Genomic DNA, 20,629 nt, shown 5'->3' with positions numbered 1-20,629 from the left:
CATAGCACTTGGGATAAGTATTGTGAACTCGTAGCCGGTGTAGGGTCAGTTGCCCACGTGCTATGTCGGTTTGGGGTCGGCGACTGAGAGATCAGACGGTGTCGAGCAGTTCTTGAATACGAGTATTGCTTGAAGTAAGCGTCGCTATTGGATTTGTTGTCTGGCCATTTTCATAAACAAGCCACTCTGCATTGGCGTTGAGGGCTGCACGAACACATGCATTGAGGTCGACAACACCTTCACCGAGGTCAACATGGAGTGAGTCGTCGTCACCAGGGATCGTATCAGTCAGGTGAATCAGCGAGATCCGATCGGAATAGCGATCGAGGTACAGTACTGGATCAATATCGCCGTGACGCGCAAGGCCAACATCGAACTCAAGACCGAGCCGATCGTCCGTCTGTGCAGCAAATGCGTCATATGTGGTGTCAAAACTGCCCCCTAACTCTGTAAACTCGTATGTATGGTTGTGGTAGTGTACTTCGAAACCGTCGTCGACGAGGCGGTCGGCAAGCGTCAAGAGTCGATTTGCAGGCTCTGAAACGGCAGACTTGGAAGTGAAGCCATCCTCGCCGTAGGAGGGAATAACTATACGCTCACAACCCAGCGTTTGGTATGACTCAACTGTTTCCTCGTAGTCGGTCTGAAGTATATCGAGACCGACGTGGCCACCAATAGGTTTGAGATTAGTATCGTCAAGAGCGTCGGCGATAGCTTCGGGCGACTCGTCGCTAAATCCGGCGAACTCAACGCCTTCGTATCCAGTATTGGCGATACGGTGAAGTGTTTCAGTCAACGGTTCTTCGAGATCACGGAGCGTGTACAGTTGAATCGCCGGTCGAACCATTTCACTGAAGAGATGTGTGCTATTAACATAGCCGTTCCGCCATCAAAATTATAAAATATTCGTCACGCATTCTTGCTCCGCATATGCTCGGCATCTCGCGCATACGTTTCGTGCTGTTTGTGCCAGACCGGAACATCGTCTATGTTCCAGTATTCGAGCGCGTCACCTTCGTACGATAATTCGAGTGATCCGCCGACGATGGAGCAGTAATAGAGAACGTCGATGCGGCCGTGTGGACCGAATTCGGCACTCGGTGCGTGATAGTATACATCAATTAATTTGACCACTTCGACGGTGAGGCCCGTCTCCTCTTTTGTCTCCCGGACTGCAGCATCGGCGGGCGATTCATTTGGGTCAACCCATCCACAGGGCAGACACCACGTGCCATCGTCGACACGTTGCATCAACAGGATATCTCCTGCGGAGTTGAATATCGCAGCTTCTGCACCGACCTTTGGTGTAATATGTCCGAGTTCGGCGGCAAACCGGTTACGAACTTCGGCCGGGGGAAGCGAGAGTGCCTCTCCATAGTACTGATTCGTCAGCGTAAGTATCCGTTCGTAGCGTTGTTTGTCGTATGGGTTTTCGGCGTACTTTACCCCGTTCTGACTAAGGATACGCAACTCGTCAAGGAGGCGCATGAGATTCATGATTTGATTTCGAATGTTGATTTGTATACGGGTGGGTTAGGTTTACTGGACATACTCACTCCACGAGGCAAGTGTGCCCCGCACCCCTCGGGGGCTCAAAAAAAACAGCTGTACGTCGTCTCGTGTCCGCTCGCTCCTCACTCGAGGATGTCGAACACATCGACTACTTTGTACTCTTTTCCGCGTTCCTTTCCAGTCACTTCCTCGATGAGGCCATCTGCTTCGAGATTGTCGACGATCTTGTAGGCGGTTCGACGTGAAACATCGAGATACTCCACCAGGTCTGGCGCAGTGAAATATGGATGTTGGAGCAACTGACGAGCGAATGCGTCCGTGGTTGTACTCCCCGAGTACTCGTTCTCGTACCGCTCTTGGAGTTCTCGGAGTTGTTGTGTCCGGGTGTACGATGTCTCGGCTTGACTCCGAAGCCCTTCAATGAAGAACGTAAGCCACTCGTCCCACGCACCCTCCTCGCTCACTGCACGCATTCGCTCGATGTACTCGACTTTGTGGCGATTGAAATACGCACTCGGGTAAATGTACGGACTTTCGAGATAGCCCTCACTCGTCAGGTAGAGAATGATGAGAAGGCGTCCGAGCCGACCGTTTCCGTCTGAAAAGGGATGTACTGTCTCGAAGAAATAGTGGATAATGCCAGCGTCGATGAGCGGATGGTACTGTCCACCCATCTGGATGTATGACTCGAGCGACTGCATGAGTCCATTGAGGCCTTCTGGGGTTGGGGGAACGAACGGACGTTGTCCAGACCGCGAACTTGCGAGATGAACCATGTGGTCACGGAAGTCGCCGATGACGTCACCGTCTTTCCGGACGTTTTCAAGGAGCATCGAGCGGAGTTCTTTAATGAGTGAGAGCGTTATCGAATCCCCGTTCGCTATTCTGTCGAGCCCGTAGTTGAGTGCATTTTCGTAGTTGAGTGCCTCTTTCAGATCTTTCTCAATTGTTGGATCTGTCTCTCCTGTGGGGTGCTGTGTGTGATACGCTTCGAGATCCTGATACTCGACGTCTGCGCCTTCGATACGTGCAGATTCGACAGCTTCGATACGAATGAGAGACGTGTAGAGAACGGCGGAAAAGTCGACTGTTGAGCTAATCCCGTCGACACGGCCGATCTGATACGCGGCATCGGCCACGAGGTCACGTGTTTGATCAGAAATCTCGAGCTTCGGCTCTACTGGGAGCGCTTCTGGAGAATAGTACGGATTCGGGTGATACGGGACGTACGTTCCCGGTGCATTATCAGGAAGCTCTCTCGTGGGCATTTCTGTAGTACCACTCTATGTCTCTATTGGTATAGTTGTTTTTATACTCGGTATACGAATGGCTCGCTAAGGGAGTATTACGTGGAAACCGAGCCCGGATTGTATATTTCCAACCCTCAATTCGGCCTCTCTGTGCAACCAATATATATGCAGGTATACTTTACAGCACTAATATTGAGCTTCAATCTATGCAGCGAGTGCTGTCGAGAACATCATTACATCGTTTGTATCCCTTGGAGGTACAAAAACACGTTTTCGACGATGATTTTCAACTCAATGCCCAGAGATCTTTAGGCAGGATCTCCCCAGACTACTTTGCTCTCACACGTGAGGTGTCGGAGGGAATAGTAGAGTCAGTTAGTGAATATGAGTGTGTGCGTAACTAGCGGTGGTAGGTCGGAAGGATTTCCTCCAGAAGATTCTCAATAATTTCCCAGAGGATGAGCGATGGGGTCTCGTGTTGAAACGTCACTGGCTGGTGCATCGTTTCCTCGTCAATCGAGTACTGGAAATGCTCTCGTCCGAGGTCTTCGTGATCCTCGTCCTGGTGCCACCCAGCATGGAAATCTGTGTTCGGGTCGCTATAGTTGATACGAAACCAATCATGCGGTGTTTGGCGATACCACTTGATGACGAGTTCGGGTGCCTCTGGACCAGTGGGTGGATTGATGCGGCTCGGATCGAAGGTTGCCCGCAGCTGTGTGGCTTCCACGTCGTCCGGAACGTACTCGATCGTTGTGATGTGGGGAACGCGTTCGAGGACATCTCGTTTCAGCTGCTCGTATAACTGTGCATTCGGATTTCCGCCTGGATGTGGGACGGACATCTGTCAGTTACTTGCCTCGGCACGGTCTGCGCTTGGGGCCAAGAAGTCCCATTCCCGAATTGCAAATCCGACGATCTGGATTCGTTGTTGGAGATGCTCCCACTCTCGGGCGATTTCCCGTCGTTGGGCTTCTTCATCCGAGCTAAGAGTTTCATCTGCAATCGTCGCCCGCAATTGATTCGGTGACTCGATTGCAAATGTCTTTTCCCAGTCCCGGATCTGGGCTTTCATCTCGGACAGCCGATCAGTTAATTCTTCAACTGTCCGGTGGCTATCGCGAAGTCGGACGGCCTCTTGCATTGCCTGTCGACGATAGTCTGGGGAGTAGGTCGTGTGAGCACCACTCTCATCGCGGCGGAGCACGCCATCATCCACGAGTCGCTCAAGAACGCGTTTGGTCGGCTCGTGTGACCACTCTGCCTCCGAGGCAATCCAATTCACAGTACGGGGTTCAGACACTTGGCGGGCCACCATCCGGACACGGTCTTCGCCTGTCGTGTGACGCTCCATGAGCCCTGTGTCTGGTTCCTCTGAATCCTTGTCCATGTCTGTACGTATGGGTTGAATCTTCATATAGGTTGAGGGTAATTCATTCTATATCGAAACACTACAGCTAGACCGTTCTATGAAAATCGCAGTGAGATCGACGCTCATGGAGGCAAGTGGTGCAAATTTCACGTGCCGATATCGGTCAGTATGAATGAATAGTGCTAATTGCATTCATAGGACCAACATAACACGCTCTCTACGTGTACAGAACGGGATCACTCGTAGCAAGGGTCGACAGGAACCCAGGTCGGTTAGTCGAATCGGTAAATCGCGATCCCATCGTGGTTGCATTCCGGACACTCGCTCGTTTCGACCTCGACCGTGGTTCCACACTGCCGACACTCAGCAATGACTGTGCTGTGTGACCGGCCAGTAAGTTGCATCAGGAGGTCTTTCATGCAAACTCCGGTCTGTAATTGATTTGTTGTTCGTTGATGACGAGCCCACAGTCTTCGCAGACTGTTTCGACCACATTGGTTGTGACCAGGCCGTCGCATTTCGGACACTGGGAAGTTGGTTCGCTCGGTACATCTTCGTCGAAGCCGGTTGCGTAGCTGTCGCTGAGTATCATCGAAACCATTCCTCATCGAGACGCTCGTTCTGGAACCCCCCGCACCCTCAGGGTGCGAAAAAACCACCTGCGGGACTGCGGCTCGTGAGTATCGGTGTTCCTGTGAATTTCCGGCGCGCGTGCAATTTCTGTCCTAAACAAAGGATCGATTCGAAAACCGAATTAGGAACACTATGGATACTGACTGCAATCCTCGGAACAAAGATCAGATCGAGACTGACACTACACTCTCAATTAATGACGTATATACTGGAAGAATAACCGCCTACTACTTCTAGATCGCTCATAGTTACATGACTCGAGAGACCGGCTTGATCAGCTGTACGAAGTCCAAAACGGACGAGCCTGCTCCCCCAAGAGACCTCTCTGAACCCTCGACGCTCTTTCAGAACGCTCGCGAGTACTGTGAGCGCACGTACGATGAATGGTATATCCTCTCGGCGAAACACGGTCTCCTTGACCCGGACGGGCCGCCTATCGAACCGTACGACGAGACGTTGACGAATGCATCTATTGCAACCCGAAGAGCGTGGGCAGCGGATATCGTCGACGAATTCGGTGACCGAGGATTCCTTCGCAACGACGTCCACCTCTTTATCCACGCCGGAGAGGCCTATTACAGTGAACTTCGTCCGCTTCTCGAAGACGAACCAGTCACCGTTTCTCTCCCGATAGAAGGACTGATGATTGGAGAGACTTACAGCAAAAATAAGGCCATATCTCTCTCAGGCGTCTTGCTTGCGGTTCAACTCTTGAAGGGACCAGATAGCTGTCGTCCCGATTCGAACGCCATCAACGGTGCGCATATCAAGCCCAATCGTGGCTGTCCGAAACGGGTACTGCTCGACGAGGACGCGATGGATGACGGTGCGAACGACAGTAGTTCCATATCGATCAACGACGTCAGCCATTATCCCGTCGAAATGCGCGTCCTGATAGTCTTCACGCGGGTTCCTTGCTCGCTCAAACACACGTTCGACCACGTCCTCAACCGACGTGTGGGCAGGGTTTCCAGATTGCTCTCGAACGTTGTAGAGTGCTTTGTCAGCAGCCATAAATCGAGACCTTCATCCGTTCGTTCATGTATCTTGGCGGCAGACGGTGGGTTGTCAAGCGCTAATGCGGACTAATGGTGATACTGAGTATTTGCGCTTCAATGTGAATTAAATGTTTACCACGTGCCTGCTCAAAGACTCACAGAAATTCGTGGAAGGATGATACGGATCTTGATCCTGAGGCAGTTCACTCGTCCTCAAGTGCTGCGTAAATATCGGCGTGACGACGCCCATCGAGTTTCCCCATCTCGAGGGCGATCTCTTGACGTTCTTCGTCACTCTCCGCTGACTGATACCGTTCGTACAGTCGGCGAACTTCTTCATCGACCGTCTCTGAGGAATCGGTGCTGGACGCCATTGCTGGATTGAATATATTCATCGTGTCCCTTTAGCAGTTGCGACGAGCGCAGGCACGGAAGTAGATGACTACGGTATCGATGTCGACTGTGGCTTCGTCAATCGCGAAGCGATGGAGTAATGCGCGAATTTCGTCGCCATACTTGAATGTATATCCATTCAGCATGTAGAAGATGACCACCGTTCGGAGTGCAGTTCGTTTGTTCCCGTCGACAAACGGATGGTCTGCAACGAGCAGTCGCATCAGATGCACCGCATTTTCGTGGAGTGTTTCTGGTACTTCGCCGAAGAATCCCTCCGAAACGTACTGCAATGCGGATTTAATCGAGTCCTCTGACTGAACATCTGGTTCCGTAGTGTCGCCCTCCTCAACGATTTGTTCATGGAGGGTGAGAATCAACTCGACGGAAGGATACTCGACGTCGTCAGTCACACGCTTGGCTTTCTCACGCCACCCGATAATCGTTTCTGATGAGCTAATGCTCACCCAGCATCCCGCGCCGCACGCCTTAACTGATCGGTCGCAATCGGGGCGTGCCGTTTACGAATCACCAGTTAAACAGTGAGTACAAATCTCGACAGTCCACTCCGGGTGGGATTGAAAAGGGTCGTGCGCTCGTCGAGCGAGCCGACGTTCCACGAACGAACGTGAGCGAGTGAGAAGCAGTGAGAGCTTGCTCTCGCAAGCTAAGCACCGCAATCTCAAACAGTATAATCCAGAAAGCCTCGGACCAATATACTCGACATTCAGCATGCTCGTTGAAACCCCTCCGGCAACCATCAGAACAACCCCACCAACTGCTGTCAGAAGAGACGTGCTCTTAGGTGGGTTCAGGTGCCCGCAGAGCTAAGATCCCACCGACGAGGGCGACCCCACCGGCGACGAAAAACGCCGGGCTGTAGCCTGCACGGTCGATAATGATTCCGCCGGCGATCGGTGCAGCAAACGCGCCTAACAAGCCAACACTCGTCAGCAACGAAACAGCCGTAGTCTGCACCGCCGGCGGGACGAGTTCGGCGATGTACGAAAAGAGCAGTCCAGTAACGAGTTGGATAGCGAAGCCGACGACGACCACCGCCCCGCCGACGAGCCCGAGCTGCGAGACAAACGCGAAGGCGACGACGGCGGGTGTGCGACGACGAACGACGACGCTACAACGGGGCGACGTTTCCCGCTAAACATCCGATCAGAGACGACACCACTGCTTGACCGTCCAATTGCTCCAATCGCCGGGAACAGCGCTGTCAGCAGGCCGCTTGCCGCTAGCGAGATGTCGAATCCGTCGACTAGATAGCTCGGTAACCATGTGTTGACGAAGAGATACAGCGAGTAGGCAAGGAAACAGAGCACACAGATCATCCAGACCCCCTGATTAGTGAACATTCCGCGCAGCGCCGTGCGATCCGGTGCCGATGCGTCAACGCCAGGAACGTGGTGGCGGGTCGCGAGCAAGAAAATAGTGACACCGACGACACCCATGGCGGCATACAGCGGGAGGATCGCTGGCCACCCAGCAACGGTTGCGATGAGGGGACTGCCGAACTGGCCGAGCGCGAATCCGACGGGTGCGCTCGCGGTAAACACGCCGACTACGGTTGCCCGATGGCGAGGTGCGACGGCGCTTCCGACAACGTTCGCACCTGCGTTCCAGAAGATGACATACGCGATACCGCCGAGGACGCGCGAAACGAGCAGCCAGAGAAACGCGCTGGCCGTGGCCGCATACCAGCCCCAGACACCCGCGACGACGAGTGCGACGGTGCCGAAGACGATCATCCGACGCACCGAGAAGCGGTCGATAGCGATGCCAGCGGGGACGCTGGTGACGACCGCAGTCGCATACATAATGCTGACAAGCCATCCTGCAGTACTCGCCTTGAGTTCGAGTGATTCTTGAATCACCGGCAAGACGCTTGCCGGGGCGATCTCATAGGCTGCGGCCGCTGTCGAAAGCAAGAAAAAACCGATGAGCAGGCCTAGTGTCTCGCGTTGAGAACCCTCTGTGGTTGGTCGGTCATTCACAGTCTGTGTACTCGATTCTCGGAACACTGTCAAACCCTTTCTGTTTCTTCATGAAGACAGAAATTTGAAGGCCCGTGTGACAAACCCACCTTGCCAATCTATGTGGTGATGTGCAATAGAAATTACTAGAGAGACGGGTGTTCACCGTATTTCATCCCGAGCCAGAACGCCACTGTCGCAAAGATCGCCATCGACGAAAGCACTATCAGAAAGATCATCTGGCGTCATAACGCCGTTTACAGCTATGCCACCGGCGCCAAGAATGATGATTGCGACCAGAACTTGTGCCGTTCGTGAAAAGTTGAATTCAATAATTGCGTCTGAACCTGCAATGGAAATTCACGCTCTAGGGTGAGCTCTTAGGCGCACTCGTATCGTTCAGTGCTACGTGTGCCGTACTTTATAATTGTCCGTCGACGACCTCACTACCTATTCGTCCCACAGCGTCGTGATCCGCTGTTCAATCTCGTCAAGGACGAGCGTCAGGATATCACGATGATCAATTGGCCATGTGGCATCCTCACCAAGCGTCGGAGCAGTGGGTGGTGGATGGAAATGATCTCCAGTATTGTGCGGGTTCCGATGGCGATCCCAGCGACACTCCCAGGCGCTATCGGCGTGTACTTCTCGATAGTGAATTTTGAAGTCGCCGTTCGTGTACCACCGGACAGCGAGCGTCGCCTCATCTACCCACGTCGGATAATATGGCTCGGCGAATGTAACGCGAAGCTCAAGATGTTCGTTGGCATCAGTGATGACTGCCTGTTCGACTTGCTGTGTGGCGCTGAGCCTGGTCTGTAGAAACTCAAGGATTGGGTGGTCGATGGGTGCAGGACTGCCCCCATCACCAGTTGGCGGTACCATTGCTATCCAGAAGCTTGTTCGTGGTCGGCGGTACCCGCGCGTTGCTGGCGTGCTCGTTCATAGCGTGTTCTCTCTTCGCGAGCAGTCATCCAGTCGGCGAGATCACTGTACACGTCATCGATCGATCGATCAACGGTTGTCTCGACAACGGCTAGTGCATCAACGTCTGCCGGGATCGCAGCGTCATACTCGTCTTCGTAACTATTGATCTTTGTCGTCAACGTACGCACGCGCTGCTGGAGTTCTTCAAGTGAATGACGTGCCGCGAGCTGATTGATGCGTCGCCACTCGAAATAGGCGTTATTGCGCTTGTAGGTGGCTGGATGCCCGTCGTGTTGGGTGACGATCCCGAGATCCGCAAACCAGTTGAGGTATTTCCGAGCAGTTTTCGGATCACAATTGATTTGATCTGCGATTGCACTCGCCGTTACTGGCTCGCGCGTCCGGAGGACAGTCCCATAGATTTGTTGTTCGACGTCGTCGCCGCTGAATGCGTCCTCGAAGGGGGGTGGCCCGTCGGTGGGATCTGAATTAGCCATATTACGTGTTAGAGCTGGCAGGATATAGTTCTTACTTCGAGGAATCATTTCCGGTTTGGTCGAGAGAGCAATTCTTCATGGGTATATCACAGATGGACCCGAACAGTAACTCTCAATAGTGATAGATCGGTCACTTCGCATGCCATTCAATCCTCATTCACGACCCAGTATTTCTTCCCTCTCGAGACGTACTATTTGCATTCTATCTATGGTGCTTACTTTGATAGACGACGGAAAGAGATCGCAATTTCATGCTGCTCACGAGACGAGGTTCCACTCGATTCACTCCATCGTAGCATCCGTTGATCGTCCAGCAGTCAATACACGCACTCGTCTCAAATCATCTAAACCCTGAAAACTTGATTGAGGAAATCCAGTGGTCACTATCATATCAGTACCATCTGCCGTTTGATTGCCCATCTTTCTTCTGCACTATCGCATGCCACTCCGTTTTCAGCGTCCAGATTGCTCGGATCACCTCTTCTAGATTGCTGATAATTCGGCAGTTTTCCCTGATTGCTTGTTCCGCTTGTTTTCCCCCGGTCGCGCTAGTCTCGTTTGTTCTTCGTACCCCCCTATTACTTTGGACGGTTTTGGAGGTACGCAAAGCAATATGGCGGCGTTAGGTTTGCATATAATAACTTAGGGCTTCTCTCAATCCGTTATTTGTTATATGCAACTGATTTTGGCTTCTTTCAGAGATATATGCACTGTTTTGGGCCTTCTCGCCCTTGAATTTCGCGTTTGAAGTTGAATTGTCTATTCTTGTTACTCATGCTATATGAATAAAGTTGGATTTGCTATGTGAAAATAGAGGTCGGAAAACGGCTCAGACGCCTGAATCCGTTGCACAGAATAGCTCATTCGTATTTGCAAAATCGGTAGTACAAGCACTCCAAGAAAGAAGTCGAACAGTAGGTAACAAATATGATACAACAGTGGAAAGCAACCCCCAACGGGAGGTCATCACGATGGCTACTCTGACCGACTATCGAGTTGCTCGTACATATCGTTAGGGAACGGAAGACTGCCATAGATCGAGTATGGACACTGGTCGCGTCCGATGCAATAGCGCTTCATATCATCGTTCGAACAATTCATTGGGAGGAGGATCTCACCGCCAATATTGTTCGCAAGTTCGTATCGAATTTGGTACTCCGTTGTCTCTTCATCATACCAGGGCCACCGAGAGAACAGGTCTTTCATATCTTTGATAAACTCTCCCGCGCTAGCGTCTCGATACTGGGGTAGCCACCATGCCATCCGCACCAGATTAAACAGGTCTTTCCGAACTGGTTTTTTCTCCTGAAGGCGTTCGTCCATCGCCGCTAAACAAGGAAATTCGAAGAGATCCTCGAAATCGTCGACGTGCTGTATTCCTTGCACGATGTTCGAGTCGATGTCAGCTTCCGCCACTCCTTTCAGTCGTCCTGTAACGCCGACGTTACACCACCCTTCTACCGTCTTGTCATACGTGACGAACGTGATAGGACGATCGATCAACTCTTCTTTCTTGCTGTCTGGGCCGAAAGCGAGTGGAAGTCGTGTCATATCCGTACGATACCGGTAGTGTGTACGGTGAATCTTCGGTGCCAGCCGAGAACGAAATTACGCCAGTTCCTCCAGTCATGAGAAGCTCGTTTCGTTCTTCCTCGTCCATCTGGATGGTTGTGATATCCCCCATATGATGAATAACCACCTAAAAGTGGAAAAAGATATATTGATTATAATACGTACAAATATGACCTTTTTGCCGAAGGCTGATCCGAACCACTCCGATAGATGGATTTTTGCACTTTGATAGAGCAATTGTTCGGGGGATGATATCGAGGATGTTGCCGGGTACACCGCGGAAATCATCTACTGAGTAAGATTCCCGGAACCACGAACCTGCTTGCCAATGGATTCTCCATGGGGTGCAAGTAACTATCTCAACCAATACTCAACGCTCGAATACGACCGATCCAGACACGATATCAAGGAAGGTAGGCTGCCGATATTCACTGCTGTGGTTTCAGGCATTTGTACTCACTGCTACACTGCTCACCCATCCGCCTCGCCATGACAGATTCGTCTGAATGGTCGGTTCTGCCGACTCACTATCGATCAGACCGAGGTATAGCAGTGAGTGAATCATTGGTACGTCTTCGACCGGATGGTGGATCACACAACCCGGATGAGGCAGCTGAGAAACTTCACCGCATCCTTCGAGCGCTGCGAGACAACTCGATCGACATCCGGCGATCACGAACGCACATGGCATTCCAGATGGGTACTATGCTGAAGTGCAAGCACAGGTTGATCCTCGGTATTTTGGACGCAACGCTGACAAAGCGACATTTCGAATGACATGGCAACCGAATCCTACATTTCCACCAGAGATTGGGCTCGAAGACCGCGAACGTACGTCGCTAACATCCAACTTCGCCTTTCATTACAGCGAGTCCTCGGGATTCGATTGCGGATGGCATCTCGAACCAAATCCGCATATTCGCGGTCATTTCCATTTTCTAGAACGGGAGTCATCGGACGAAAACTGCGTCTATGACGAGTTCACCCTTCACGCGACTTCAGTCGTTGGAGTTCTCTGGGAAGTGTTGGACGCTCTCGAAACACGGCTACGAGAAAAATAGAATCATTCAACGGGATTCTTTGTGTCTATGAGTTCCTATGTCGTCCTATGCCCTCGGGAAAGCACGAGACCCTCCATCACCAGCGAGTGGTCCATTCTTATCTCCTCGACCTTATAAATATAGAGAAAAATCGCTGTCGACGGGGTTAATGCAGTAATTTACGAGTGGTTTCACAAATAATCGCTCAAGATGTCGTGAAGATGGAACATCTCATTTTGTCACCCGTCATCTCATCCGTCGGCAAAGCTAACCTCACCGATGGCCTATGGTACCATATGGCCATGGGTGGGAAGAGGTCAGAAGCGACGCGAATTCGTGTCGTGCGACCGAATTTGAAATGGTGGATCGCCGGTCTGATCGTGTTTGGGATTATCGCCGCAGTCGTATTTGCGTTCCTTCCGTGGGTCGTGTTCGGGGTGTTCATCTATTACGTCGCACGGCCGATAAACCGACGTCTCGGCACTCGAGTCAAGAGAGAAAACCTTTCGGCCGCGATTTCTTTGTTGCTCATCGTCGTGCCGATCATCCTTTTCCTGGGTGTCTTCCTATCGATTGCGATCGCTCAATTAGCCGCATTTGCGACCTCGAACGCAGCGACGCAACTCCTACAACAGCTACCGATCAACGTTGGGACGGTCCCAAACGATCCGAATCAGTTGCTCGACACGGCGACTACTACGCTCAAAGACCCTTCAGTGCAATCCGCACTCACTGGCGCACAAGCTTTCCTCGGTGCCGCCGCATCCAGCGTGTTCATGATGTTCTTGTCGGTTTTGTTAGGGTTCTTCCTCTTGGTCAACGACGAACGCCTCGCTCGGTGGAGCAAGGAACAGATCCTCGGAAACGATCCGCTATCGATCGATTTTCTCGTGGCAGTCGATGAAGGACTCAACTCGATTTACTTTGGCTACACGCTCACCATCTTCGTCATCATGATATTGACCGCCGTTATTTACAACGTCTTCAATTTCTTCGCGCCAGGAAACCTGTTGATCCCTGTGGCAATATTGCTGGCAGTCATCACGGGTATCTTTACATTAGTTCCATTGGTCGGCCGATCAGTCGTCTATCTCGCGATCGCTGCCGTCCTCGCAGTGCAGGCGATTCAACGGGATCCGACCGCCCTCTGGTATCCCATCGTGTTCTTCCTGTTCATGACACTCGCGTTCGATAACGTCGTTAGAACCTACATTCGCCCGTATCTCTCGGGAAAAATGTTCCATCTCTCGCTCGTCATGTTCGCCTATCTGCTCGGACCGATTCTGTTCGGTTGGTACGGTATCTTTCTCGGGCCGCTGGTCATGGTCATCGTCGTCCAGTTCCTTCAGGTCGTCGTCCCCCGACTTCGCGGCGAGGAGCCGACGACCGGATTCGATATCGGGCCCACGACGACACAAGAAACGGACGATAGTTTCGACGACACGGCGACGGGCGGTGAAGCCACCGACGGCGGCCGATGACCTCCCCCGGAGTCGGCTCGGATGCAACGTTTTTACGGGCACCGGTTCGTGCCAACGAACTACCACTAGTCGTGATGATTGAGGAAGCGGTTCGAAGACATTGTCCATTTCGTCAGAGGTACCGGTGCTGACGAGCGTTTCGAAGTTCGTACTAGTGGCGGAGTATGAGAAACCTTGATACCGTATTTTCGGCTATCGATCGGTGAGCAGCCGGAGTGCAACACCGATAACGATCACGATAAGACCGAGAATCGTCGCTATTGGAGGAATCGGAACAAACAACAGGACGATTCCAATGAGAAGTACCAACGTCGAGGGTCGTACCATGTCGGATAATTGTAGGAACTGTCCAATAGGAGTTGTGGCAGGGTGATTCGTATATCGCTGTAGCGTAACACTCCTTTCCAAATATGTGGCTGGGGGCTCCGAGCCGGCAACTATTTATAATTTATCGATATCAAAGATTCGACGCGACACGTCTCGGACTTTCAGAGACGAAAAGGTCAGTGGGTCGGAGGTCGTACCACCCTTCATGTCCATCGAAATCGATATTCGTATCGATGCTGATGAATTTGCTTTCGGGCAAGTTTTTCAGACGATGTCCGCGTTGCGTATCGAATTTGACCGCATCGTTCCGACCGGACGTGAAGATGAGTTCCTCCCGTTTGTGTGGGTGGCAGGTACACAGACGACGCCGGACCCGGAAGGTATAGAAGAAGCGTTTGCCAGTAGTGACGATATCGCGGAGTTCGAGCTATTGACCATCGTTGAAGAAAAACGACTCTACCGTCTTCAGTGGCAGCCATCGGGTACGAGTCTGCTTGACGGTGTACGCCAGACAAAGGGAACGATCATCGAAGGATTCGGTGAGCACGGTATCTGGACGCTTCGTCTCCGATTCGGCACGCAAGCGGATCTCTCTCGATTCGATAATTACTGCCAAAACCACGAGATACAGTTCGCTCTCGACAAATTACGGGACGTCTATCCTCCCGATGTGTTTCGACTCGGTCTTACCCCTGAGCAGTTAGAAGCGATTCGGACCGCTTACAATCAAGGCTATTACGAAATTCCTCGAAAGGCTTCACAAAAGGATATCAGTCGGCTTCTTGGAATCAGCCACCAAGCGGCATCCGAACGGCTTCGACGAGCGAACAAGAAAATCATCGAACGATCGATGGGCCCCTTGATCGATGGCGAGACGGAAGATGAGTAGTTGTCGATCGATTTCGTTTTGTGCTTTTCGGATACACGAAGATGGAAAACGATGGGAAGGCCAATAACGGAAACGGAGGGGATTCGATTAGCGGAGGATCTCGACTTGGAACAAACGACGACCAAAGGCACTCCCGGGTAGACAAACAATCTCACGGGGTGTTTGATTAGTTATCATATGACGTATACTGCTGTGAGCACATGGACGATCTATCCTACGATCAGTTCCTGAACACTCACGATTTGTTCCCTTTTTTTGGGTCACCAATTCGGTAGCGTGTGTGGAGTGGATATCGCTTGTGCCGGGCGAGAAGATAGTGGAGCGCAACCGCCACACCGAGCAATCCAAAGTTCCAGATCGGCGAATCATAGTAGATCACGTCGATTACGATGTGTTGACGGTAGATCGGCCAAAACGGTGCGAGCGGTGCTGCGATGTCGGGGGCAGAAAGCAAGTCCGCAAAAATGTGACTGACACCACCGATGATAAAACCGGCCGTTGCGAAGACGAAGACCGTTTCGCGGCTTATCCTAGTGCTTCGAATCCGACTATGAGCATTGAGATAACTGGTGAGGTATCGTGCCGAGATCGCCCCGATGATGCTACTCACAACCACGACAAATAGCAGTGTGTGGGTCACTCCATGATGTGAGACCGGGACGAAATGTCGGAGAACCAGATCGACGTCCGGGAGCATCGCGGTTACCAGTGTGAATGCCGTAAACGCCAACGCACCGCGTCCCCCCCAGATAATCCACGCCGGCGTGGCGAACAATAATGCCATCGCGAAATGTCCACTAACATCGACCATAGTCGAATCAATAGGCTCCCGATGGTAAGCGTATTCTGGTATCGCCGAGCTTCGATACGACACTGTTGATCGGGTCGGTATCGCGTCTCCGTTCGTGGACGCACCGATTCCGTTCGCTCGCGAACGACGAAAGAATGACGTGAACTTCTCGATGCCGACGCTCTGTCTTCGTGGGACGGATCAGAACGACCGCCGATTGTGTTCTATGGATACGAAGGGTGATGATCGATAGTCCACAGTACGCGGTTGCTACTCGGGATGTTCAAATGGCAGCCCTCGCTGTCGTCTTTTCATTCGATTTGACAGTCCGTGACTCGGTAAATTCGACCGTGACACGGACGTCCTGATTTGTCCGTCGCTCGATTCTCCGTTCCAACCGGCTCGCGAGGTTTTCGTACTCACGATTCGACGTTCGACTCACACTCACTGTCACGTTCGTCGCACCTGCCTGCCACTTTGGACCACCATATGCCGCTTGCACACCCGAGATCGAGAGGTTCGAATATGCTGGTTGGTCGAGTGTCAGTTCGACCTCCTGATTGACTGACCGTGCGAACACGATATTCGCTGCAGTTAGATAGCCGGTTCCGATCGTTGCTACCAAAAGTAACAGAATCGTTCCGTAGACAGCCGTTCGACGACCGGACGAGATCGACTCCCGAAACGAAGTTCCAGACCTCCGCCAGTCGGGTTGGTAGCCCATTGCGACCAGCGTAATGAACGCGCCGAGGTTGATCGCCAAGACGTTCACTAACAGAAGCAACAATGCGCCGAGGCCGAAAATGGGGGCTACCCAGGCGATCGCGAGCCCGGTCGCTGCTGCCGCAGGTATCAACGCTGCGGCGATCATCACCCCGATCAGTGCGGTCGATTGCTCAGTCGTGTAGCCGAACGCGCCAACGATTCCCGCGGTCACGGCCCCGATCGTTGAGAGAAACGTCGGGGCAAGACGAACTCCGACCAACTCGATTTCGGTAATCGCCAGTCCTGGCGGCACGAACCCCGTCGAACGAACGAACCACCCAAAGAGTGCAGCACCCACGATTGCGACTCCGAGACCGAGAATCTGCTCTTTGATACTCTCGACGAATAGTTCCCAGTCACTCAGTAACGTGCCAGCAGGGGCGGCGAGAGCCGAACTCGCCTGCGGTGCGATTACCATCGCACCGATGATGAGCGCTGGTTGGTCGAGAAGGAGTCCGGCCGCCGCCGCAATGACACTCAGGATAGTTCCCAGGTAGTACAGTTGAAAGGGCCACTGTAGCTCCCGGATTTTCGCGTGCATTTCGGATTTTGCGAGCTTGCGAAGCGACGACGAATACCGTTGACGTAAATCAGCAAAATTCGGCGTTTCGACCAGTTCCGCTTTCGTTACGACAGTATACGAGTCATCGGCGACATTCGATTCCCGTATTTCATCGAGAACCGGGGAAACCGCTGCCGTCGGCAATGGACACAGAACGAGCGTATCGTCGTTCTGCGGAACGGTCGTGAAATCGGCATCGTGTTCATTAAGAATCGACGTGACTTCGTCGACGTGGTCGTCAGCGACTCGGACGTGGAGTTCACGCATTCACTCATCTATGTATCCCCTTCTTGCTGTAGCTTCCGGCCGAAATGTTCTCCTGTGCCTGTTCCGGTCCCGGAACGGCCATACGGTGATAATATGCTTATACTTGGGCGACGACTAATTTCCGATGAGTATTCAATCCACTGACCGGTGGGAGTACCGGAGTCTTCGACCGCCACGGGAAGAGACCAAAAAAGAAGCGAGCGATCCGATAGACCGACTCAACGAACTCGGTGCGGAAGGGTGGGAGCTTACCGAAACGATCGAGTATTCAGGTGGTGGGACGAAATATTTGATTCTAAAACGACCCCGTAATCGTGGGAGTGAGTCGAATGATGAGTGACACCGGAACGGACGACATCGGCACCGCGAACACGATGCGAGGACGATCGGAAGAGAGCCGTCTCAAAATGTGGTTGTTGTTCCGTATGAATCGGTTCTACGTCACCGCGTTGCTTGCGCTTCTCATCTTCAGCGTTTTGCTCGTATTCAGTGCGACACTTACCCCGTCACTTGCGAGTGAAATCAAATCGACGGACACCATTGAGACGACGTTCTCAGCGATGATCGGTGTTATCGTCACGGGAACGACACTCGTCGTCACGATCAGTCAGTTGGTTCTCTCGCAAGAAAACGGTCCATTGGGAGACCAACGCAAGCGAATGAGCGATGCGATGGACTTTCGAACGTATACGAGTGATCTATTCAATTCCGTCGTACCAGCCGACCCGTCGGCATTTTTGAGCCAACTCGTAAACGAAACAGAACGGCGAGCCGAGGTGCTCGACCGACTGATCGGGGAGAGCGACGATGCGGAGCTCGTCGAACAGGTCTCGGAGTTCGTCGATAGTCTCCACGGAAACGCAAAGGAAGTACAGGACGAACTCGAAGGATCACAATTTGGGACGTTCGATGTCTTGTTTGCCGCATTGAACTTCAACTATGGATGGAAGATTTATCAGGTCGAACGGATCATGTCCGAGTTCGACGACTCGTTGACTGATGAGCAACGGACCGCGCTCGACGATCTTCGAACGGCACTGACGATGTTTGGTCCGGCGCGCGAGCACGTCAAGACGCTCTATTTCCAATGGGCGCTCGTAGATCTCTCGCAGTATATCCTCTACGCGGCGATTCCAGCCCTCATCATCGCCGGTGGCATGTTGATATTCGTCGGGGCGGAAACGTTCAGTGGAGAGCTCTTCACGATTTCTCACATCTCGTGGATAGTCGTAGCGGCATTTACTGTGACCCTCGTTCCGTTCCTCCTGTTTACCTCCTACATCCTCCGTATCGCTCCGGTCGCGAAGCGAACGCTCGCTATCGGTCCGCTCATCCTTCGAGAGTCCCAGCGGTGAATACTCGATCGTATCCTCAGCGGGGTACGGTACAGCTACGTATCTCCCGACTTGGACCCCATATCGCCCCGTTTTATGACTGTATTGTCGATTATCTCAGGCAATAATCTCGACCGAGTTCGTGTCAGTATTGACTCACTCATCCTCGTCGAGTTGTACTGCTAAGACAGGAATTTCCGCACTTCTAATGACTTTTTCGGCGACGCTCCCTAACAAGTGGCGTTGGATTCCTGATCGTCCATGGGTGCCGAGAACGATGAGATCGATCCCGTGTTCGCTTGCATACGCTTGAATCCTCTCGTGTGGTTGACCGTATTCTACGAGCTCTGTGGTAGTAGAGACGCCTGCGGCTGTCGCCTGCTCCGTAACCGCTTCTACGAGCATTTGTCCCTGTTCACCGAGTTGTTCCTGCACTATTTCTACGGGCACTCCATCGGCCATCGGCGCCGTAACTTCGACGGCCGATTGGTCGATGACGTGGAGTACGTGGAGTTCCGCATCGTACGTTTTTGCATGCGTAATCGCATGAGATATTGCGGTCTGTGTCCCTTCACTTCCGTCTGTTGGGATGAGAATTCGATCGTACATTGTACTCGTGTTTGGGGATGTTGTAGAAAATAGCTATTGGGCGATTACGAACCCCGAACTCTTCACATGAGAATTCCGGCTCTATAGGGATCTGACGACCGCAAACCAATCGTTACACTCCCCCATATCGGTTAGCCCGAGACAAGTGAGGCGATGAGGTTGTGGAACGCGGGACGAAAGTCGGTGATAGCGTAGTTATCGCGGCTCGGATGCACGCGGTTCGTCAGTGTGACGACGGAGAAGTCCATCTGCGGTGCGAACCAAATCGAGGTCCCCGTGAACCCATTGTGGCCGAACGTTCTCGTATCGAAGGAGGTTCCGCTGTCACGGTGGCCGAACATTTCGGTCAAATCCCACCCGAGACCGCGTTCCCCGTCGAGGTCGGCAGTCCAGTTTCCGGTCATCTCTTTTACTGCCTGCTTCGAGAGGATTTGTGTCCCGTTCACTTTTCCACAGTTGAGCATCGCCATCGCGTACGTCGAGAGGTCATCGATAGTCGAAAACAGCCCGGCGTTTCCGCTGACTCCACCGAGGAAGGCGGCGTTTTCGTCGTGAACCTCCCCGACGACGACTTCGCCATAGTACGCACTATCTTCAGTCGCCGCATAACTGCGATCGTCCGGAAGCGTATCGAGCGGATTGTATGCAGTCATCGTCATCTCCAACGGCTCGAAGATGTTCTCGTCGGCGTATTCATCGAGGGGCGAACCGCTCACACGGTGTACGATATCTCCGAGCAAGATATAGCCGAGACCGCTGTAGGTGACCTTAGTTCCGGGTTCGGCGTCGAGCGGCGTGTCACGAAGGATGTGATCTATCACGTGGTCAGGACTGTCCATTTCCGTCCAGAGTGGTAACCACGCCGGATACCCTGACGTGTGCGTGAGAAGATGTTCGATGGTGATATCGCACTTTCCGTACTCCTCTTCAGGGACGCCACAGTAGATGCCACAGAGCGAGTCGTCGAGGCGCAACGCGCCGCGGTCGATCAGTTGGACGACAGACGTTGCCGTCGCAACCGCCTTCGTCACCGACGCGAGGTCGAAGACGGTTTCCTCGGTCATTTCCCGCACCACTGGGACGTTCTGAGCCGCACCGACGGCGTTTCGATACAGTTGTCCGTCCTCGTTGACGACTGCCACGGCCGCTCCGGGGAACGTCCCCTCGGAGACATGTGTTTCGAGGAACTCCGTTATTCTCTTTCGCTCGCTTTCATCGAGTAGCGTGTCTCTTGTCGCCGTTTCTTTCGGAGGTTCACGGTCGCTTTCGTCGGGTTCGAGCGCTCTTCTCGTAGACGTTAGCGTCCCTACACCGGCGAATGCCCCCAAGTATGTTCGACGTTGCATGACACTCCATCTATAATCATGATCACACATATAACTATTATTTATAAACTTATTATATTAATTTTGTATATTTCTATGGTGCT

Annotated in this window: 21 protein-coding genes and 4 pseudogenes; 5 read left to right on the top strand and 20 right to left on the bottom strand. The window is 52.6% G+C overall.

Going from position 1 to position 20,629, the window contains the following annotated elements; translation table 11 throughout:
* Positions 1-91: 91 nt before the first annotated feature.
* From OOF89_RS15510 to OOF89_RS15475, 7 genes and pseudogenes are all read right to left on the bottom strand, one after another.
* A complete protein-coding gene (locus OOF89_RS15510; RefSeq protein WP_266079977.1) occupies positions 92-847 on the bottom strand; it encodes a sugar phosphate isomerase/epimerase family protein in 756 nt (251 codons plus the stop codon).
* A gap of 62 nt (positions 848-909) precedes the next feature.
* Positions 910-1,497, bottom strand: coding sequence for an NUDIX hydrolase N-terminal domain-containing protein (locus OOF89_RS15505; protein WP_303657569.1), 588 nt, complete (start codon positions 1,495-1,497; stop codon positions 910-912).
* A 137-nt stretch (positions 1,498-1,634) separates the two neighbouring features.
* The gene (locus tag OOF89_RS15495) at positions 1,635-2,780 is read right to left on the bottom strand and encodes a Fic family protein (RefSeq protein WP_266079975.1); all 1,146 of its coding nucleotides are present in this window, start codon (positions 2,778-2,780) and stop codon (positions 1,635-1,637) included.
* 382 nt (positions 2,781-3,162) lie between these two features.
* The gene (locus OOF89_RS15490) at positions 3,163-3,606 is read right to left on the bottom strand and encodes a hypothetical protein (RefSeq protein WP_266079974.1); all 444 of its coding nucleotides are present in this window, start codon (positions 3,604-3,606) and stop codon (positions 3,163-3,165) included.
* Positions 3,607-3,609: 3 nt separating this feature from the next.
* A complete protein-coding gene (locus OOF89_RS15485) occupies positions 3,610-4,152 on the bottom strand; it encodes a DUF7342 family protein (protein WP_266079973.1) in 543 nt (180 codons plus the stop codon).
* A gap of 254 nt (positions 4,153-4,406) precedes the next feature.
* A complete protein-coding gene (locus tag OOF89_RS15480) occupies positions 4,407-4,553 on the bottom strand; it encodes a hypothetical protein (protein ID WP_266079972.1) in 147 nt (48 codons plus the stop codon).
* Positions 4,554-4,555: 2 nt separating this feature from the next.
* A pseudogene (locus OOF89_RS15475) lies at positions 4,556-4,726 on the bottom strand (TFIIB-type zinc ribbon-containing protein); the annotation flags it as partial.
* A 293-nt stretch (positions 4,727-5,019) separates the two neighbouring features.
* Here OOF89_RS15475 and OOF89_RS15470 point away from each other — a divergent pair.
* A pseudogene (locus tag OOF89_RS15470) lies at positions 5,020-5,412 on the top strand (DUF6884 domain-containing protein); the annotation flags it as partial.
* A 39-nt stretch (positions 5,413-5,451) separates the two neighbouring features.
* Here OOF89_RS15470 and OOF89_RS15465 read toward each other — a convergent pair.
* From OOF89_RS15465 to OOF89_RS15435, 8 genes and pseudogenes are all read right to left on the bottom strand, one after another.
* On the bottom strand, positions 5,452-5,781 hold the full coding sequence (locus tag OOF89_RS15465) for a hypothetical protein (RefSeq protein ID WP_266080572.1): 330 nt from the start codon (positions 5,779-5,781) through the stop codon (positions 5,452-5,454).
* Positions 5,782-5,968: 187 nt separating this feature from the next.
* Positions 5,969-6,139, bottom strand: a complete 171-nt coding sequence (locus tag OOF89_RS15460) for a hypothetical protein (protein ID WP_266079971.1) — start codon at positions 6,137-6,139, stop codon at positions 5,969-5,971.
* 30 nt (positions 6,140-6,169) lie between these two features.
* On the bottom strand, positions 6,170-6,571 hold the full coding sequence (locus OOF89_RS15455; RefSeq protein ID WP_266079970.1) for a type II toxin-antitoxin system death-on-curing family toxin: 402 nt from the start codon (positions 6,569-6,571) through the stop codon (positions 6,170-6,172).
* 388 nt (positions 6,572-6,959) lie between these two features.
* A pseudogene (locus OOF89_RS15450) lies at positions 6,960-8,161 on the bottom strand (MFS transporter).
* Between the two features lie 125 nt (positions 8,162-8,286).
* Positions 8,287-8,379 carry a DUF7333 family protein gene (locus tag OOF89_RS24770; protein ID WP_456071286.1) on the bottom strand — a complete coding sequence of 31 codons (93 nt, stop codon included), beginning with the start codon at positions 8,377-8,379 and terminating at the stop codon, positions 8,287-8,289.
* 211 nt (positions 8,380-8,590) lie between these two features.
* Positions 8,591-9,025, bottom strand: a complete 435-nt coding sequence (locus OOF89_RS15445; protein WP_266079969.1) for a hypothetical protein — start codon at positions 9,023-9,025, stop codon at positions 8,591-8,593.
* 2 nt (positions 9,026-9,027) lie between these two features.
* Positions 9,028-9,564: a DUF7342 family protein gene (locus OOF89_RS15440; protein ID WP_266079968.1), complete on the bottom strand. Its 537-nt coding sequence runs from the start codon at positions 9,562-9,564 to the stop codon at positions 9,028-9,030.
* 975 nt (positions 9,565-10,539) lie between these two features.
* A pseudogene (locus tag OOF89_RS15435) lies at positions 10,540-10,932 on the bottom strand (primase-associated protein); the annotation flags it as partial.
* 1,540 nt (positions 10,933-12,472) lie between these two features.
* Here OOF89_RS15435 and OOF89_RS15425 point away from each other — a divergent pair.
* Positions 12,473-13,657: an AI-2E family transporter gene (locus OOF89_RS15425; protein ID WP_328517193.1), complete on the top strand. Its 1,185-nt coding sequence runs from the start codon at positions 12,473-12,475 to the stop codon at positions 13,655-13,657.
* A gap of 192 nt (positions 13,658-13,849) precedes the next feature.
* On the opposite strand, the gene OOF89_RS15420 is transcribed toward OOF89_RS15425, so the two are convergent.
* On the bottom strand, positions 13,850-13,984 hold the full coding sequence (locus tag OOF89_RS15420; RefSeq protein ID WP_266079967.1) for a transporter: 135 nt from the start codon (positions 13,982-13,984) through the stop codon (positions 13,850-13,852).
* 205 nt (positions 13,985-14,189) lie between these two features.
* Here OOF89_RS15420 and OOF89_RS15415 point away from each other — a divergent pair, with 205 nt between their 5' ends.
* A complete protein-coding gene (locus tag OOF89_RS15415) occupies positions 14,190-14,873 on the top strand; it encodes a helix-turn-helix domain-containing protein (protein WP_266079966.1) in 684 nt (227 codons plus the stop codon).
* A gap of 235 nt (positions 14,874-15,108) precedes the next feature.
* Here the strand turns inward: OOF89_RS15415 and OOF89_RS15410 are convergent, their stop codons facing one another.
* Entirely contained in the window at positions 15,109-15,684 is a 576-nt protein-coding gene (locus OOF89_RS15410) for a metal-dependent hydrolase (RefSeq protein ID WP_266079965.1), read from the bottom strand.
* Between the two features lie 262 nt (positions 15,685-15,946).
* Entirely contained in the window at positions 15,947-17,257 is a 1,311-nt protein-coding gene (locus OOF89_RS15405) for a TIGR00341 family protein (protein WP_266079964.1), read from the bottom strand.
* Between the two features lie 124 nt (positions 17,258-17,381).
* On the opposite strand from OOF89_RS15405, the gene OOF89_RS15400 reads away from it, so the two are divergent.
* Complete coding sequence (locus OOF89_RS15400) at positions 17,382-17,597, top strand: hypothetical protein (protein ID WP_266079963.1); 216 nt, start codon at positions 17,382-17,384, stop codon at positions 17,595-17,597.
* Positions 17,590-18,612 carry a hypothetical protein gene (locus tag OOF89_RS15395; protein ID WP_266080566.1) on the top strand — a complete coding sequence of 341 codons (1,023 nt, stop codon included), beginning with the start codon at positions 17,590-17,592 and terminating at the stop codon, positions 18,610-18,612. Before OOF89_RS15400 ends, OOF89_RS15395 begins: the two co-directional genes overlap by 8 nt.
* Before the next feature lie 135 nt (positions 18,613-18,747).
* On the opposite strand, the gene OOF89_RS15390 is transcribed toward OOF89_RS15395, so the two are convergent.
* On the bottom strand, positions 18,748-19,200 hold the full coding sequence (locus OOF89_RS15390; protein WP_266079962.1) for a universal stress protein: 453 nt from the start codon (positions 19,198-19,200) through the stop codon (positions 18,748-18,750).
* Positions 19,201-19,331: 131 nt separating this feature from the next.
* On the bottom strand, positions 19,332-20,546 hold the full coding sequence (locus OOF89_RS15385) for a serine hydrolase domain-containing protein (RefSeq protein ID WP_266079961.1): 1,215 nt from the start codon (positions 20,544-20,546) through the stop codon (positions 19,332-19,334).
* Positions 20,547-20,629: the final 83 nt, after the last annotated feature.

The sequence above is a fragment of the Haladaptatus caseinilyticus genome (assembly GCF_026248685.1).
GTDB lineage: Archaea > Halobacteriota > Halobacteria > Halobacteriales > Haladaptataceae > Haladaptatus > Haladaptatus caseinilyticus.
The sequence above is the reverse complement of the archived record's forward strand: the minus strand, read 5'-3'. Positions and strand labels throughout refer to the sequence as shown.

Bases quoted from the DNA above. Each gene is read 5' to 3' on its own strand.
- OOF89_RS15410 (WP_266079965.1), bottom strand. From the start codon at position 15,684: ATGGTCGATGTTAGTGGACATTTCGCGATGGCATTATTGTTCGCCACG.
- OOF89_RS15465 (WP_266080572.1), bottom strand. From the start codon at position 5,781: ATGGCTGCTGACAAAGCACTCTACAACGTTCGAGAGCAATCTGGAAAC.
- OOF89_RS15510 (WP_266079977.1), bottom strand. From the start codon at position 847: ATGGTTCGACCGGCGATTCAACTGTACACGCTCCGTGATCTCGAAGAA.
- OOF89_RS24770 (WP_456071286.1), bottom strand. From the start codon at position 8,379: ATGATCTTTCTGATAGTGCTTTCGTCGATGGCGATCTTTGCGACAGTG.
- OOF89_RS15480 (WP_266079972.1), bottom strand. From the start codon at position 4,553: ATGAAAGACCTCCTGATGCAACTTACTGGCCGGTCACACAGCACAGTC.
- OOF89_RS15395 (WP_266080566.1), top strand. From the start codon at position 17,590: ATGAGTGACACCGGAACGGACGACATCGGCACCGCGAACACGATGCGA.
- OOF89_RS15415 (WP_266079966.1), top strand. From the start codon at position 14,190: ATGTCCATCGAAATCGATATTCGTATCGATGCTGATGAATTTGCTTTC.
- OOF89_RS15405 (WP_266079964.1), bottom strand. From the start codon at position 17,257: ATGCGTGAACTCCACGTCCGAGTCGCTGACGACCACGTCGACGAAGTC.
- OOF89_RS15390 (WP_266079962.1), bottom strand. From the start codon at position 19,200: ATGTACGATCGAATTCTCATCCCAACAGACGGAAGTGAAGGGACACAG.
- OOF89_RS15425 (WP_328517193.1), top strand. From the start codon at position 12,473: ATGGCCATGGGTGGGAAGAGGTCAGAAGCGACGCGAATTCGTGTCGTG.
- OOF89_RS15495 (WP_266079975.1), bottom strand. From the start codon at position 2,780: ATGCCCACGAGAGAGCTTCCTGATAATGCACCGGGAACGTACGTCCCG.
- OOF89_RS15490 (WP_266079974.1), bottom strand. From the start codon at position 3,606: ATGTCCGTCCCACATCCAGGCGGAAATCCGAATGCACAGTTATACGAG.
- OOF89_RS15485 (WP_266079973.1), bottom strand. From the start codon at position 4,152: ATGGACAAGGATTCAGAGGAACCAGACACAGGGCTCATGGAGCGTCAC.
- OOF89_RS15460 (WP_266079971.1), bottom strand. From the start codon at position 6,139: ATGGCGTCCAGCACCGATTCCTCAGAGACGGTCGATGAAGAAGTTCGC.
- OOF89_RS15505 (WP_303657569.1), bottom strand. From the start codon at position 1,497: ATGAATCTCATGCGCCTCCTTGACGAGTTGCGTATCCTTAGTCAGAAC.
- OOF89_RS15385 (WP_266079961.1), bottom strand. From the start codon at position 20,546: ATGCAACGTCGAACATACTTGGGGGCATTCGCCGGTGTAGGGACGCTA.
- OOF89_RS15440 (WP_266079968.1), bottom strand. From the start codon at position 9,564: ATGGCTAATTCAGATCCCACCGACGGGCCACCCCCCTTCGAGGACGCA.
- OOF89_RS15445 (WP_266079969.1), bottom strand. From the start codon at position 9,025: ATGGTACCGCCAACTGGTGATGGGGGCAGTCCTGCACCCATCGACCAC.
- OOF89_RS15420 (WP_266079967.1), bottom strand. From the start codon at position 13,984: ATGGTACGACCCTCGACGTTGGTACTTCTCATTGGAATCGTCCTGTTG.
- OOF89_RS15400 (WP_266079963.1), top strand. From the start codon at position 17,382: ATGAGTATTCAATCCACTGACCGGTGGGAGTACCGGAGTCTTCGACCG.